Here is a 14247-nt window from a genome sequence, read left to right as displayed (position 1 = left end):
GCGGGAAGTATCGTTCCACATCGTGAGACGGTGGATCGATCACCGCGCGAACTGCCTAAGGTCCCTGATCGTCACTCGATCGGCTGAACCTTGAAGGTGCTGTGTCCGCCCCTGCCCTGCCGCCGCTTGCGGCGCGCTCCTTGCCCGCCGCGGTCTGGCGTGCCGTCCGGTCCGGGCGGTGGACGTCCGTCTGCGCCGTCCTGATCGTCGTCATCGTGCTGCTCGCAGCCGGGGCCGATCTCTTCGTCCTCGCCGAAGGGCGGAGCCTCGTCCCGGACATCTCGACGCTGGGCCCGACCGGCCTCCCGGCGGGGACGCTCGGCGGGGTGAGCGGCGCGCACTGGTTCGGTGTCGAACCGCTGACCGGCGTCGACCTCTTCGCGCTCGTCGTCCACGGGGCGCGCACGTCGCTGCTCGTCGGGCTCGGCGCCACCGTGCTCGCCACCGCGCTCGGGGTGCTGGTCGGCGTCAGCGCCGGCTACCTCGGCGGCTGGTGGGACCGCTCGGTGACCTGGACCGCCGACGTCATCCTCGGCTTCCCCTACCTGATCTTCATGATCGCGCTCGGCGCCGTCCTGCCGGTCGACTTCCCGCGGCAGGTCACGCTGATCGTCGTCCTCGGGCTCTTCGGCTGGCCGCGGGTGGCCCGGATCGTCCGGGCGCAGGCCCTGACACTGGCCAAGCGGGATTTCGTCGCCGCGGCCAAGGTCGTCGGCGGCGGCCCGTGGCACGTCTTCACCAAGGAGCTGCTGCCCAACCTGTGGGCGCCGATCATCGTCGTCGCCAGCCTGTCCATCCCGTCGATGATCGGCAGCGAAGCCGCGCTGTCGTTCCTCGGCGTCGGCGTCCTGCCCCCGACGCCCAGCTGGGGCCGCACCATCAGCACCGCCATCGACTTCTTCGAGACCGACCCGATGTACCTCGTCTTCCCCGGCCTGCTGCTGTTCCTGATCACGCTGGCCTTCAACGTCGTCGGCGACGCGATCCGCGACGCGCTCGACCCGCGTTCGGGCGGTGCGGCCTGATGCGCACCGCCCGCTTCGTCGCGACCCGGTTCGCCGGGATGCTCCTGGTCCTGCTGGTCGTCACGTTCGTGACGTTCGTGGTGTTCTACGTCCTGCCCGCCGACCCGGCCCGGATGGCCTGCGGCCGCCCGTGCTCGCCGGAAGGACTGCAGCTCGCGCGGGAGTTCATGGGCTACAACGTGCCCTGGTACGGGCAGTTCTTCGAGTTCCTCGGCGGGATCGTCGGTGGCCGCACGTTCGGCACCGGGGCCGCGGCGATCCACTGCACGGCGCCGTGCTTCGGCTGGGACTTCCAGAACAACGTCGACGTGCTCGCCGAAATCGGCGGCCGGATCGAGGTCAGCTTCTCGGTCGCGCTGGGCGCCGCGGCGATCTGGATCGTCCTCGGGGTCGGCCTCGGCGTGCTTTCGGCGCTGCGCCGCGGCACCGCCGTCGACCGGATCACCATGGCCGCCGCGATGGCCGGCGTGTCGATGCCCGCCTACCTGGCCGGGATGATCGGCATCACGATCTTCGCCTTCGCCCTCGACGTCGTCCCGAAGAACGGGTACGTGCCGCTGACCGAGAACCCCGCGCAGTGGGCGTGGCACCTCGTGCTGCCGTGGTTCGTCCTGGCCTTCCTGCACGCCGCCATCTACGCCCGGCTCACCCGCGGCCAGATGCTGGAAACCCTCGGCGAGGACTACATCCGCACCGCGCGGGCCAAGGGCCTCACCGAACGCAAGGTCGTGGGCCGGCACGCGCTGCGCAACGTCCTGCTGCCGGTGATCACCGTGTTCGGTGTCGACCTCGGCGCCCTGCTGGCCGGGACCGTGATCACCGAGCGGATCTTCGGCATGGCCGGGGTCGGGCGGCTGCTGGTCGACGCGATCGCGTCGCTCAACCTGCCGGTACTGCTCGGCGTGACGCTGTTCTCGGCCCTGCTCGTCACGGTCCTGAACTTCCTGGTCGATCTCTGCTACGGCGCGCTCGATCCGCGAGCCCGCCTCGTCTGAAGGGGAAACGATGAAACAGCTGGGGTTCGCCGCGGGGGTGCTCGCCGCCGTCACGCTGCTGACGGCGTGCGGCGCCAACGACACACCGGCCGCGCAGGGCGGCACCGTCAAGCCGGGCGGGAACCTCGTCCTGCTCAACGACGCACCCTCGATCACGTGGGACCCGGCGAAGAGCTCGAACCTGGTGGTCACCACGCTCGGGCTGATCCACCGGCGGCTGACGTCGTGGGACGTCGCGCCGGGCAAGGACACCACCATCGTGCCCGACCTGGCCACCGACACCGGACGGCCCAGCGACGGCGGCAAGACGTGGACGTTCACCCTCAAGGACGGCCTGAAGTACGCCGACGGCACGCCGATCAAGAGCGAGGACGTGAAGTGGGGCCTCGAGCGCTCGTTCGCGCCCGCGTTCTCCGGCGGCCTGGCCTACCACAAGGACCTGCTCTCGCCGGGCCTGGCGTACAAGGGCCCGTTCGAGGGCAAGGACCTCGACACGATCCAGACGCCGGACGCGAAGACCGTCGTCTTCCACCTCGCCCGCGCCTACGGCGACTTCAACTGGGTCGCCAGCACCCCGGCGTTCTCGCCGGTGCCGAAGGGCAAGGGCGCCGAGGCGAACTACGGTGACCACCCGGTCGCGTCGGGCCCGTACCAGCTGGCGAGCTACGAGCGCGGCAAGGCGGCGAAGCTGACGCGCAACCCGAACTGGAGCCGCGACGAGGACAAGACGCGCCTGGCCAACCCGGACACCATCGACTTCGAGCTCGGCCAGGACACCGGGGTCATCTCCAAGCGGCTGGTCGACGACACGGGCAAGGACCGCGCCGCCTTCGGCATGTCGTTCGCCTCGCCCGCGCAGCTGGCCCAGATCCAGGGCAACGCCTCGGCGAAGTCGCGCCTGGTGACGTCGGAGTCCGGAGCCCTGGCCTACCTTTCGCTGAACACCCAGCGCGGCAACCTGAAGAACCCGAAGGTGCGCCAGGCGTTCCAGTACGCCGTCGACAAGGCCGCCTACCAGGTGGCCAGCGCCGGCAACGCCCAGCTGGCCGGGGACGTCGCCACCACGCTCATCACGCCGGGGCTGCAGGGCCGCGAGCAGTACGACCTGTATCCGGCGCCGCCGTCCGGTGACGTCGCGAAGGCCAAGCAGCTGCTGGCCGAGGCCGGTTTCCCGAACGGCCTCGACGGGCTGGTGCTGGCCACCCACAACGAACGCGGCTTCCCGGAGAAGGCCGCGGCGATCCAGGCCTCCTTGGCCCGGGCGGGCATCAAGGTCTCCATCAAGCCGCTCGACGAGGACACCTACACGTCCGAAGTGGACACCAAGGGCCTGTCGGACTACGACCTGACGCTGACCTCGTGGCAGCCGGACATCCCGTCGGCCAACGCGAACATCCAGCCGCTGTTCCAGTCGACCGAGATCGGCAACGGCGGGGTCAACGAGTCGCGGTACGACAACCCTGAGGTCGACCGGCTGATCGCCGAGGCACAGGCCACTGTGGACCCGGCCGAAGCGGGCAAGAAGTGGGCGGCGCTGGACAAGAAGATCCTCGCCGACTCGCCGGTCGTGCCACTGATCTACACCCGCAACTCGTTCCTGCACGGGTCGCAGGTCGGTGACGTGCAGATCGGGCGGTTCCCGGCCTACGTCGACTACCGCAAGTTCGGGATCGTCCAGTGAGCGGAGCCGGGCTCCTGCGGCTGCACGACGTCGCGGTCTCGTTCGGGGACGTCGAAGCCGTCCGTGGGGTCGGCTACGAGGTCCGCGCGGGCGAAGTCGTCGCGGTGGTCGGGGAGTCCGGCTCCGGCAAGACGGTCACCGCGATGTCGCTGCTCGGCCTGCTCCCACCCACGGCCCGTGTTTCGGGCCGCGCGGAGCTGGCCGGGCGGGACCTCTACGCGATGACCCCGGCCGAGCTGCGGGCGGTCCGCGGCGGCGAGGTCGGCATGGTGTTCCAGGAGCCGATGAGCGCGCTGAACCCGGTGTTCACCATCGGCGACCAGCTCGTCGAGGCGATCCGGACGCACCAGCCGCTCGCGGCCGGGGCCGCCCGGGAACGGGCGATCGAGCTGCTTGCGCTGGTCGGGCTGCCGGACCCGCGCGAGCGGCTCCGGTCCTACCCGCACGAGCTGTCCGGCGGGCAGCTGCAGCGCGTCGTCATCGCGATGGCGGTGGCGAACGAGCCGAAGCTGCTGATCGCCGACGAGCCGACCACCGCGCTGGACGTCACCGTGCAGGCGGAGATCCTCGAACTGCTGCGGGACCTCCGGGCCCGGCTGGGCACGGCGATCCTGCTGATCACGCACGACATGGGCGTGGTCGCCGACCTCGCCGACCGGGTGGTCGTGATGCACGACGGGCTCGTCGTCGAGCAGGGGCCCGTCGAGGCGATCTTCACGGCACCGGCCGAGGACTACACGCGGCAGCTGCTCGGCTCGGTCGTCTCGCTCGGCAGCGCGGTGACGACGCGGCCCGCGGCGGCGCCGGCCCCGGACGTCCCCGCCGTGGCGCCGCTGCTGCGCGTGGAGAACCTGTCGGTCACCTACCGCGGCCGCTTCCGCGCGATCACGGTCCGGGCGGCCGAAGGGGTGAACCTGCACGTCGAACCGGGCGAGGTGCTCGGCCTGGTCGGGGAGTCCGGCTCGGGCAAGAGCACGGTGGCCCGGGCGGTCACGGGTCTCCTTGCGCCTTCCGCCGGGTCGGTGCACATCGGGGACGCGGACATCACCCGGGTCCGCGGCCGCGCGGCGAAGGCGTTGCGCCGCCGGATCGGCGTGGTGTTCCAGGACCCGCTGTCGTCGTTGAACCCGCGGACGACGGTGGGCGAGAGCGTCGCGACCCCGCTGCGGCTGCACCGGGCGGCTCGCGGGTCCGAAGTGGACACCCGGGTCGCGGAGCTGCTTTCGGCGGTGCAGCTGTCGCCGTCGCTGAGTTCGCGGTACCCGCACGAGCTGTCGGGCGGCCAGCGGCAGCGGGCGTGCATCGCGCGGGCCCTGGCGCTGGGCCCGGACCTGCTGGTGGCCGACGAGCCGACGAGCGCGCTCGACGTCACCATCCAGGCCCGGATCCTGGACCTGCTGCGCGACCTGCGGCAGGAGTTCGGGTTCGCTTGCCTGTTCATCAGCCACGACCTGGCGGTGATCGAACAGCTCGCGGACCGGGTCGCGGTGATGTACCGCGGGCACGTGGTCGAACAGGGCCCGGCCAAGGAGGTCCTGACCACCCCTGCGCACCCGTACACGCAGCGCCTGCTGTCGGCGGCGCCGGTCGCCGACCCGGAGGAACAGCGCCGGCGCCGCGAAGCCTGGCGGCAGCTACGCCCGGCTTCCCCTCCCCTCCCCTCCGGGGCACTTTCACGTGAAAGTGCCCCGGAGGGGAGTGCTCGCTCCGAGTAGGGTGGTGCGCCCCAATGTGGCCTTCGGTGCGTCTGACGCACCGAAGGCCGCCTTGGGTGCGTCAGACGCAACCAAGGCCACATTGGGGCGCTTCGGTGGCTCCGGGCTAAGGGAGCTCCAGGTGTTCCCGCAGCGTCGTGCCTTCGTACTCCGTCCGGTAGACGCCGCGGTCCTGCAACTCGGGCACGAGCCGGTCCACGACGTCGTCGAGCGCCGCCGGGACCAGGTGCGGGCTGATGTTGAAGCCGTCCACCGCGCGGGTGCGGACGTACCGCGCCCACTCGTCCGCGATCTGGCCCGGGGTGCCCACGAACCCGTGCTGACGCGGCTGGACTTCGAGGACGAGCTGGTGGATGGACAGCTTCTTCGCCTCGGCCAGCTCCCGCCACCGCTGGATCCGTTCCAGCTTGCCGGTCCGCTCGGCGACCGGGATCGTCCCGCGGGACGGGTCGAGTTCCCCCTCGGCGGGCTCGACGTCCGGCAGCGGGCCGTGCGGGTCGTAGGCCGACAGGTCTCGGCCCCAGTACTGCTCGAGGAACGCCAGGGCCCGCTGCGGGGTGATCTGGCGCCGCCGGATGTCCTCGGCGCGCTCGGCCGCGTCGGCCGGGGTGTCGCCCAGCACCACGGTCGCGCCGGGCAGGATGCGGACGGCGTCCGCGGGCCGGCCGTGGCGGGCCAGCCGGGCGCGCAGGTCTTCGGCGTAGGCGACGGCCTTGTCGTAGGCCGTGTTCGCGGAGAAGACGACGTCGGCGTACTTCGCCGCCAGCTCGCGGCCGCCGGGGGAGTCGCCGGCCTGGAACAGCACCGGGCGGCCCTGCGGGCTCGGTGGCACGGTCGGGGCCGCCCGCAGGTTCACCAGGTCGGTGTGCCGGTCCACCAAGCCCTCGCCGGTCCACAGCGCGAGTGCGGCTTCGACGAACTGCGCGGCCCGCTCGTAGCGGCGTTCGTGGGCCAGCCAGCCGCCTCGGCGGAAGTTGGCGCCGGTCCAGGCGTTGTCGGTGGTGACGATGTTCCAGCCCGCCCGGCCGCCGGACAGGAAGTCCAAAGAGGACAACCGGCGGGCGAGGTCGGCCGGGAAGTTGTAGGTGGTGTTCTGGGTGGCGACCAGCCCGATCCGGGTGGTCGCGGCGGCCAGCGCGCTCAGCTGGGTGATCGCGTCCGGCCGGCCGGCGACGTCGAGGGCGTGCACGCGGCCGCGGTTCTCCCGCACCCGCAGGCCTTCGCCGAGGAAGAACGCGTCGAACAGGCCGCGTTCGAGGGTCCGCGCGACCGACACGTACGTCTCGATCGCGGTGTGGTCGGCGTTCGCCGGGTCGTCCCACAGGAACTGCGGGCCGACGCCGGTGTAGAACACGCCCAGGTGCAGCCGCGCGGTCATGCCGCACCGCCGGTCGCGAACAGGCTCGCCGGGCGGGCGAGACCGAGCGACTCGCGCAGGGTGGCACCCGGCTCCGGCGAGACGAGCAGGCCTTCGGTGCGCAGCGCCGGCAGCACCTCGCCGGCCAGCACCGGCAGGTCGGTCGCCGGCACCGCCGGGTGCAGGCGGACGCCGTCGACGCTGGTCGCCAGCCAGCCCAGCAGCTCGGTGAGGCCGAGCGCGGATCCGGTGTAGCGCAGCCGGTCCCGCTGCGGCCTCCGCCCGGCCGGGACGAGCTCGGCGTCGAGGACCACTTCGACTTCGGCGAAGATCAGCGGGGCACCGGTGCCGCGAGCGTCCCGGGCGCGGGTGCGGACGTCGTCGAGGCCGGCGCCGCCCACGAGCACGATGTCCGGACGTACGGCCTCGGCCAGTGCGTCGGCCGCGAGCACCACCGGCCGGCCCTGCGGCGGTCGCGGCGTGATCAGCGGACCCTTGATCGAGAACCGCGTCCCGGTGAAGTCGACGTGGTGGACCTTGTCCGGGTCGAGGTACCGCCCGGTGGCGACGTCCTTGACCACGGCGTCGTCGTCCCAGGAATCCCACAGCCGGCGCACCACCTCGACGACCTCGGCGGCTTCGTGGTGCAGCGCGTCCGGGTCGAGCCGGGAGCCGCCGACGGTCGCCAGCGCCTCGGCCGAGCCGTCGGCGCCGACCACCCAGGCCGCGCGGCCGTGCGACGCGTGGTCGAGACTGGCCAGCTGCGCGGCCAGGTGGAACGGCTCGGCCGTGGTGACGTTCGCGGCCGCGGCGAGCCCGAGCCGGTCGGTCAGCGTCGCGACGTAGGCGGCGCGGGTGACCGCGTCGAGCCGCGGGCCACCGACCGGCGAGTCGTCGAACGTCGCGAAGGTGAACCCGGCCCGTTCGGCGGTCGTCACGGTGCCCGCCAACGCGCCGGGGGACAGGTCACCGTCCAGCTCCACGGCGACGTGCAGGCTGCGAGAAGTCATGGCTCCACAGCTATCCGGTGCGCCGTCGCCGCGCACGCACGTTCAGGATGTGGACGCAGCACAAAATCCTTGCCTGTCAAGGGTGTCTCACCGTGGTGCCAAGGAATGGGACGCCGGTTCGCACAGTGGGACGGGGTTCGGCGCATGGCTAGCGTCGCGTTCCGAAGAAGCAACCGCTCCCCGCTGGAGGCCGTCCGGTGTCCCCTTTCCCCCGTGCCCGCTACGCCGCGGCCCTGCTCGCCCTGCCCGTGCTGCTGACCGCCTGCTCCACGGCGGGCGGTGACCCCGCGGCCGACGCCGGCCCGCCGAAGCCGGGCGGCACGCTGCGGCTCGGCATTTCCTCCGCGCCCGACTGCATCGACCCGCAGCAGGTCGCCACGAACGCGTCGATCAACGTCGCCCGCCAGCTGGTCGACTCACTCACCGACCAGGACCCGAAGACCGGCGAGATCAAGCCGTGGCTGGCCGAGAAGTGGGAGATCAACCCCGAGTCGACGGCGTTCACCTTCCACCTGCGCTCCGGCGCGACGTTCTCCGACGGCAGCCCGGTCGACGCGGCCGCGGTGAAGGCCAGCTTCGACGGCATCAAGGCCCTCGGCACGAAGGCCCAGCTCGGCTACGGCTACCTGGCCGCCTACCAGGCGTCGGCGGTCGTCGACCCGCAGACCGTCCGCCTCGACTTCTCCGCGCCCAGCGCCCAGTTCCTGCAGGCCAGCTCGACGGTCTCGCTCGGCGTCCTCGCTCCGGCGGCGTACCGGAAGACGCCGGAGCAGCGCTGCCAGGGCACCGGCTTGATCGGCTCCGGGCCGTTCGTCTTCGAAAGCCTGAAGCAGAACCAGGAAATCGTGCTGGCCAAGCGCACGGGTTACGCCTGGGGCTCGTCGCTGTTCAAGCACCAGGGCGAGGCCTACCTGGACAAGATCGACTACAAGATCGTGCCCGAGCCCGGCGTCCGCACCGGCAGCCTCGCCTCCGGCCAGCTCGACGCGGCCACCGACATCCAGCCGGTCGACGAGCCGCAGTTCAAGGGCAACGGCTTCAGCGAGAACATCCGGCCCAACCCCGGCGTCGTGTTCAACCTGCACGCCAACACGACCCGCGGCGTGCTCACCGACGAGAAGGTGCGCCAGGCCGTGCTCAAGGGCGTCGACCGCGCCGAGGTCGTGAACACCGTGCTGACGCCCAGCTACAAGGCCGCCACCAGCATCCTCGGCTCGGCAACACCGCTGGTCAGCGACCTCTCGCAGCAGCTCGCGTACGACCAGAAGGGCGCGGCCGCGCTGCTGGACGGCGACGGCTGGGTGCCCGGCCCCGACGGGATCCGCGTCAAGAACGGGCAGAAGCTGAGCGCGGCGGTGGTGTTCTCGCCGGTGTTCAACCAGAACCGCAGCGTGCTGGAACTCGTCCAGCAGCAGCTCCGCAAGATCGGCTTCGACCTGCGGATCGAGCAGCACACCACGGCCGAGACCACGCAGCTCCAGCTGGCCGGCAACTACGACTTCCTCTGGTACAACGTGACCCGCGCCGACCCGGACATCCTGCGCGGCCAGTTCTCCACCAAGGCCGGCAACCGCAGCAAGCTCACCGCGGGCAACCCCCTGGACGCGGCCCTGGACGCCCAGTCGTCCACTGTGGACGTCGCCAAGCGCAAGCCGTCGGCCGACGAAGCGCAGAAGCTCATCGTCGACCACGCGTACGCCATCCCGGTGTTCGAGCTGACCCAGGTCGTGGCGCTGAGCTCGAAGGCGCACGCCGTCGACTTCGAGGCGTCGTCGCGGCTGCAGCTGTTCGACGCGTGGCTGTCGTGAGACGCTACCTCCTCCGTCGCTTCGGGCAGGCGGTGTTCGTGCTCTGGGCGGCGTTCACGCTGTCGTTCCTGATCCTCTACCTGCTGCCGGGGGACGCCGTTTCGGCGAAACTCGCCACCGGCGAGGCGGGCTCGTCGGCGACGCCCGAGCAGCTCGCCGCCGCCCGGGCGGAGTACGGCCTGGACTCACCGTTGCCGGTGCAGTACCTGAACCGCCTGGTCTCGGCCCTGCACGGCGACTTCGGCCGCAGTGTGGCCACCGGCGACGGCGCGACGCACATGGTCGTCACGGCACTGCCGCCGACGCTCGCGGTGACGGGCCTGGCGCTGGTGTTCGCGGTGCTGTTCGGCGGCGGTTCGGCGTTCCTCGGCACCTTCACCCGGTTCCGCTGGCTGCGGCAGGCCCTGCTGTCCCTGCCGTCGCTGGCCATCTCGCTGCCGCCGTTCTGGGTCGGGCTGCTGCTGATCCAGTTCTTCTCCTTCCGGCTCCGGCTGCTGCCCGCACTCGGCACCCAGGGCTTCGAAACGATCATCCTGCCCGCGCTCACGCTGGCGCTGCCGACCGGCGCGATCATCGGGCAGGTGCTGGCGAAGAGCCTGGCGACCCAGCAGGAGCAGCCGTACGCGGAGATCGCGGCGGCCAAGGGCGCGAGCCGCTGGCGCGTCCACTTCGGACACCTGCTGCGCAACGCCGCCGTGCCTACCCTGACCATCGCCGGGGTGGTGGCGGGCAACCTCGTCGCCGGTTCGGTGATCACCGAGACGGTGTTCTCGCGCGACGGCGTCGGCCGGATCACCGCGGCCGCCGTCACCGCGCAGGACGTCCCGGTGGTGCAGGCGGTGATCGTGCTGGCCGCACTCGTGTTCGTGGTGCTCAACCTGGCCGTCGACCTGCTCTACCCGCTGCTCGACCCGCGCATCGCCCGCACGGTGCCCCATGGCTGACCTCACCCTCCCCAGGCGTCGCTTTCACGTGAAAGCGACGCCTGGGCTGGTCGTGGCCGGCGCGGTGCTGGCGTTCGTGCTGCTCGGCGCGTTCGTGCCGGCGTTGCTGACCGGGTACGACCCGATCGCCGGCGTCCCGAAGGAACGGCTGCAGGGCCCGTCGCTGCGGCACCTGTTCGGTACCGACGAAACCGGCCGCGACGTCTACGCGCGGGTGATCCACGGTGCGTCGCTCTCGCTGCGGGCCACCGCGATCGCCGTTCTCGTCGCGCTGGTGGCCGGGTCGGCGCTCGGCCTGCTCGCCGGGTTCCGGGGTGGCTGGGCCGACACGGTGATCATGCGGGTCGTCGACGTCTTCCTGGCTATCCCGCCGATCCTGCTGTCGCTGGCCCTGGTCACGGCGCTGGGCTTCGGCACGACGAACGTCGCGATCGCCGTCGGCATCGCGAACCTGGCGTCCTTCGCGCGGGTCATGCGTGCGGAGGTGCTTCGCGTGCGAAACGGCGTGTTCGTCGAAGCGGCCCGCGCCGGCGGAGTGCGCTGGACGGGCGTGCTGCTCCGGCACGTCCTGCCCCATGCGGCGGGCCCGGTGCTCGCACTGGCGACGCTCACCCTCGGCACGGCCGTGCTCGAGGTGTCCGCGCTGAGCTTCCTCGGTTTCGGCGCGACCCCGCCCACCCCGGAGTGGGGCGCGCTCGTCGCGGGCGGGCGCAGTTTCCTGGCCACGGCCTGGTGGATGACGACGTTCCCGGGGCTGACGGTCGCGGCGGTGGTCCTCGCCGCCAACCGGCTGTCCCGGGCACTGGACGGAGGCGACCGATGACCCTGCTGCGCATCTCGGACCTGGCCGTGTCCTACCGAGGAGTCCCGGCCGTGCGTGACGTCGGGTTCGACGTCGGCGCGGGCGAGGTGGTCGCGGTCGTCGGGGAATCGGGCTCGGGCAAGTCGACGACCGCGCACGCGGCCATCGGGCTGCTGCCGCGCGGCGGCCACGTCGACGGCGGCTCGATCACGTTCGACGGCCGGGACCTGCTTTCGCTGTCGTCCCGGCAATGGCGCTCGGTGCGCGGCCGCGAGATCGCGCTGGTGCCGCAGGACCCGGTGGTGTCGCTGAACCCCGTGCACCGGATCGGCGACCAGGTCGCGGAGGTGCTGAAGATCCACGGCCTCGCGGACCGGCGGTCGGCGTCGGTGCAGGCGATCGAGCTGCTCGAGCGCGCGGGTGTGCCCCAGCCGGAACTGCGGGCCCGGCAGTACCCGCACCAGCTGTCGGGCGGCTTGCGGCAGCGCGTGCTGATCGCCTCGGCGCTGGCCGGGCGGCCGAAGCTGATCATCGCGGACGAGCCGACCAGCGCGCTCGACGTCACGGTGCAGCGGCGGATCCTCGACCACCTGACGTCGCTGGCTCTCGAGTCGGGCACGGCGATCCTGCTGATCACGCACGATCTCGGCGTCGCGGCCGACCGGGCGTCGCGGATCGTGGTGCTCTCGCAGGGTTCGGTCGTCGAAGAGGGTTCTTCGGTCGTGAGCGCGCCGACGCACCCCTACACGCGGCAGCTGCTCGCGGCGGCGCCGAGCATGTCGAGCACCCTGCGTCCGGCGGCGCCGCCCGCCGAGCCGCTGGTTTCGGTCCGTGACCTCGCGAAGACGTTCGACGGCGGGATCCGCGCGGTCGACGGGGTTTCGTTCGACGTCCCGCGCGGGCAGACCCTGGCGTTGGTGGGGGAGTCCGGCTCGGGCAAGTCGACGACGGCGCGGATGGTGCTGCGGCTGGAACCGCCGTCGGCGGGCTCGGTGTCGTTCGACGGGCAGGACGTGACTTCCCTCGGTGGTGACGAACTGCGCCGGCTGCGGCGCCGGATGCAGATCGTCTACCAGAACCCGTACGCGTCCCTGAACCCGAAGTTCGCCATCGAGGACGTGATCGCGGAGCCGTTGCGGGCGTTCGGGGTGCCGGACCGCCGGGCCCGCGTCGCCGAGCTGCTGGAGCAGGTGGCGCTTCCGGCGTCGATGGCGCGGCGGAAACCGGCGGAGCTGTCCGGCGGCCAGCGGCAGCGGGTGGCGATCGCCCGGGCCCTGGCGCTGAAGCCGGACCTGGTGGTGTGCGACGAACCGGTGTCGGCGCTGGACGTCTCGGTGCAGGCCCAGATCCTGCGGCTGCTGGCGGACCTGCAGTCCTCGCTGGGGTTGTCGTACCTGTTCATCTCGCACGACCTGGCGGTGGTCCGGCAGCTCGCGGACCACGTCGGCGTCATGCGCGCGGGTGCGCTGGTGGAGCTGGGCCCGGCGGCGCGGGTCCTGGAGAAACCCGAGTCGGAGTACACGAAGGAACTGCTGGCGGCGATTCCCGGCCGGCTTTCCCGGCACGTGGATGCTTTTGCCGAGCCGTGACGCCCGAACCCCTGGGAAGCTCGCCGGTGCACTGAATGACTCATTCCTGGCGTCGCACGATGCTGTTGGCGAATTCGGGTTCGTGCCCACCGGAGCGGCCAACTCGCCGACCGGAGCGGCCAACTCAGCGGCTGCAACGGCCAACACGCCGGAGAACCCGGGCGAGTTGGCCGGTCCGGGCGATCCCCTCGCCACCGAGCCGGCCTCAGCACACCCGCCCGAATAAGCCAACAGCACCGTCGCACGCCAGGAATGAGTCATTCACCGCACCACGGCCCCGACGCGGGCCGCCCACCGAGTGCTCAGACGCTGACCGTGATCTTGGCGGTGTACCCGGCGGTGAGGTCACCGGTGACGGTGGGCATCTGCCGGCTGTAGCCGTCGCTGAACACCATGTCGCTGCCGAGGCTGATCCGCCGGTAGTTCGCCAAGCTCGTCGCGTATGCCGAGGTGCCGAACACGGTTTCGCAGGTCGCCGGCGGCATGGCGAGCTGTGAAGTGCGCCGTGGCGTGGCGCTGGCGGTGGCCTGGGCGAGGGTGTTGTAGACCTCGAAGTGGGCGTGGGGCCAGCGGCCGGAATAGCAGCCGGGGAAGATCGCCTGGAAGGCGAGGGTGCCGGTGCTGTCGGCGACCTGGACGCCGCGGAGGTAGTTCTGGTTCAGTTTCCCCGCCGAGTACAGGGTGTAGGCGCCGTCCTTGTCGCACTGCCAGATGTAGAGCGCCGCGCCGTTCAGGGGTGCGCAGGTGGTCGCGTCGAGGAGGGTGATCTCGTACCGCAGCGGGACGCCGGTGGCGACACCGCTGAAGGTGCCGAAGCTCGACCGGATGTCGCTGCGGACGATGCCGCTCTGCGTCAGGATGTCGGGACCGTTGCTGCCGTCGGCCGGGTAGGGGCCTGCCGTTTCCGAAGGAACCTTGCTGACACACGCTGCCACGGCCGTGCTCGCGGCTTCGGCCTTGCCCGCGGCGATGGCGGCGACGGCGCCGCCGGCGGCGAGGCCCATGGCGCCCAGGAGCTTGAGCGCACGCCGGCGGTCGTGGAACGTCTCGAGATCCGCGGCCAGCCCGCGGTCGAAGATGTCGTGGTCCTGGTGGTTTGTCACCAACGCCTCCTATGTCCGGGTGATCGGGACACAGGGTTGATCGGCAGTCTAGGAGAAAGCTGGGAATGCGGTAACGTTTTGATAGCGTGCGCGAATTATGCTTTCTTATGAGACCTGGTTACGGTATTCGCGGCAACTCGTTGGAACGAACGGGCTGCGTCGAAAGTCGCACGGTCGCTACGCTGCTCCTGACGATTCGCGAAGCCGACAGAACAGGA

Annotated in this window: 11 protein-coding genes; 8 read left to right on the top strand and 3 right to left on the bottom strand. The window is 71.5% G+C overall.

Features of this window, described 5'->3' with window-relative positions:
• Positions 1-101 precede the first annotated feature (101 nt).
• Genes ACLJQF_RS03070 through ACLJQF_RS03055 form a run of 4 tightly spaced genes read left to right on the top strand, consistent with a single transcriptional unit; the run spans position 102 to position 5416 of the window.
• Entirely contained in the window at positions 102-1025 is a 924-nt protein-coding gene (locus ACLJQF_RS03070) for an ABC transporter permease (RefSeq protein WP_410606653.1), read from the top strand.
• Positions 1025-2020, top strand: coding sequence for an ABC transporter permease (locus ACLJQF_RS03065; protein ID WP_410606652.1), 996 nt, complete (start codon positions 1025-1027; stop codon positions 2018-2020). The genes ACLJQF_RS03070 and ACLJQF_RS03065 overlap by 1 nt, the downstream gene beginning before the upstream one ends.
• A gap of 10 nt (positions 2021-2030) precedes the next feature.
• Positions 2031-3701: an ABC transporter substrate-binding protein gene (locus tag ACLJQF_RS03060; RefSeq protein WP_410606651.1), complete on the top strand. Its 1671-nt coding sequence runs from the start codon at positions 2031-2033 to the stop codon at positions 3699-3701.
• The gene (locus tag ACLJQF_RS03055) at positions 3698-5416 is read left to right on the top strand and encodes an ABC transporter ATP-binding protein (RefSeq protein WP_410606650.1); all 1719 of its coding nucleotides are present in this window, start codon (positions 3698-3700) and stop codon (positions 5414-5416) included. Before ACLJQF_RS03060 ends, ACLJQF_RS03055 begins: the two co-directional genes overlap by 4 nt.
• 106 nt (positions 5417-5522) lie before the next feature.
• Here the strand turns inward: ACLJQF_RS03055 and ACLJQF_RS03050 are convergent, their stop codons facing one another.
• Together ACLJQF_RS03050 and ACLJQF_RS03045 are read right to left on the bottom strand one after the other, a co-directional pair.
• On the bottom strand, positions 5523-6794 hold the full coding sequence (locus ACLJQF_RS03050; RefSeq protein ID WP_410606649.1) for an LLM class flavin-dependent oxidoreductase: 1272 nt from the start codon (positions 6792-6794) through the stop codon (positions 5523-5525).
• Positions 6791-7783, bottom strand: coding sequence for an LLM class flavin-dependent oxidoreductase (locus tag ACLJQF_RS03045; protein WP_410606648.1), 993 nt, complete (start codon positions 7781-7783; stop codon positions 6791-6793). Before ACLJQF_RS03045 ends, ACLJQF_RS03050 begins: the two co-directional genes overlap by 4 nt.
• Positions 7784-7980: 197 nt before the next feature.
• Here ACLJQF_RS03045 and ACLJQF_RS03040 point away from each other — a divergent pair, with 197 nt between their 5' ends.
• From ACLJQF_RS03040 to ACLJQF_RS03025, 4 genes are read left to right on the top strand one after another with little or no spacing between them, the layout of a single operon-like run.
• On the top strand, positions 7981-9591 hold the full coding sequence (locus ACLJQF_RS03040; RefSeq protein ID WP_410606647.1) for an ABC transporter substrate-binding protein: 1611 nt from the start codon (positions 7981-7983) through the stop codon (positions 9589-9591).
• Entirely contained in the window at positions 9588-10535 is a 948-nt protein-coding gene (locus ACLJQF_RS03035; protein ID WP_410606821.1) for an ABC transporter permease, read from the top strand. The genes ACLJQF_RS03040 and ACLJQF_RS03035 overlap by 4 nt, the downstream gene beginning before the upstream one ends.
• Positions 10528-11358, top strand: a complete 831-nt coding sequence (locus ACLJQF_RS03030) for an ABC transporter permease (RefSeq protein WP_410606646.1) — start codon at positions 10528-10530, stop codon at positions 11356-11358. The genes ACLJQF_RS03035 and ACLJQF_RS03030 overlap by 8 nt, the downstream gene beginning before the upstream one ends.
• A complete protein-coding gene (locus ACLJQF_RS03025) occupies positions 11355-12926 on the top strand; it encodes a dipeptide ABC transporter ATP-binding protein (RefSeq protein ID WP_410606645.1) in 1572 nt (523 codons plus the stop codon). Before ACLJQF_RS03030 ends, ACLJQF_RS03025 begins: the two co-directional genes overlap by 4 nt.
• A 302-nt stretch (positions 12927-13228) precedes the next feature.
• Here ACLJQF_RS03025 and ACLJQF_RS03020 read toward each other — a convergent pair whose 3' ends face one another.
• Positions 13229-14029: an intradiol ring-cleavage dioxygenase gene (locus ACLJQF_RS03020; protein ID WP_410606644.1), complete on the bottom strand. Its 801-nt coding sequence runs from the start codon at positions 14027-14029 to the stop codon at positions 13229-13231.
• Between the last annotated feature and the right edge of the window lie 218 nt (positions 14030-14247).

The sequence above is a fragment of the Amycolatopsis sp. lyj-109 genome (genome assembly GCF_046548995.1).
Taxonomy (GTDB): domain Bacteria; phylum Actinomycetota; class Actinomycetes; order Mycobacteriales; family Pseudonocardiaceae; genus Amycolatopsis.
The sequence above is the reverse complement of the archived record's forward strand: the minus strand, read 5'-3'. Positions and strand labels throughout refer to the sequence as shown.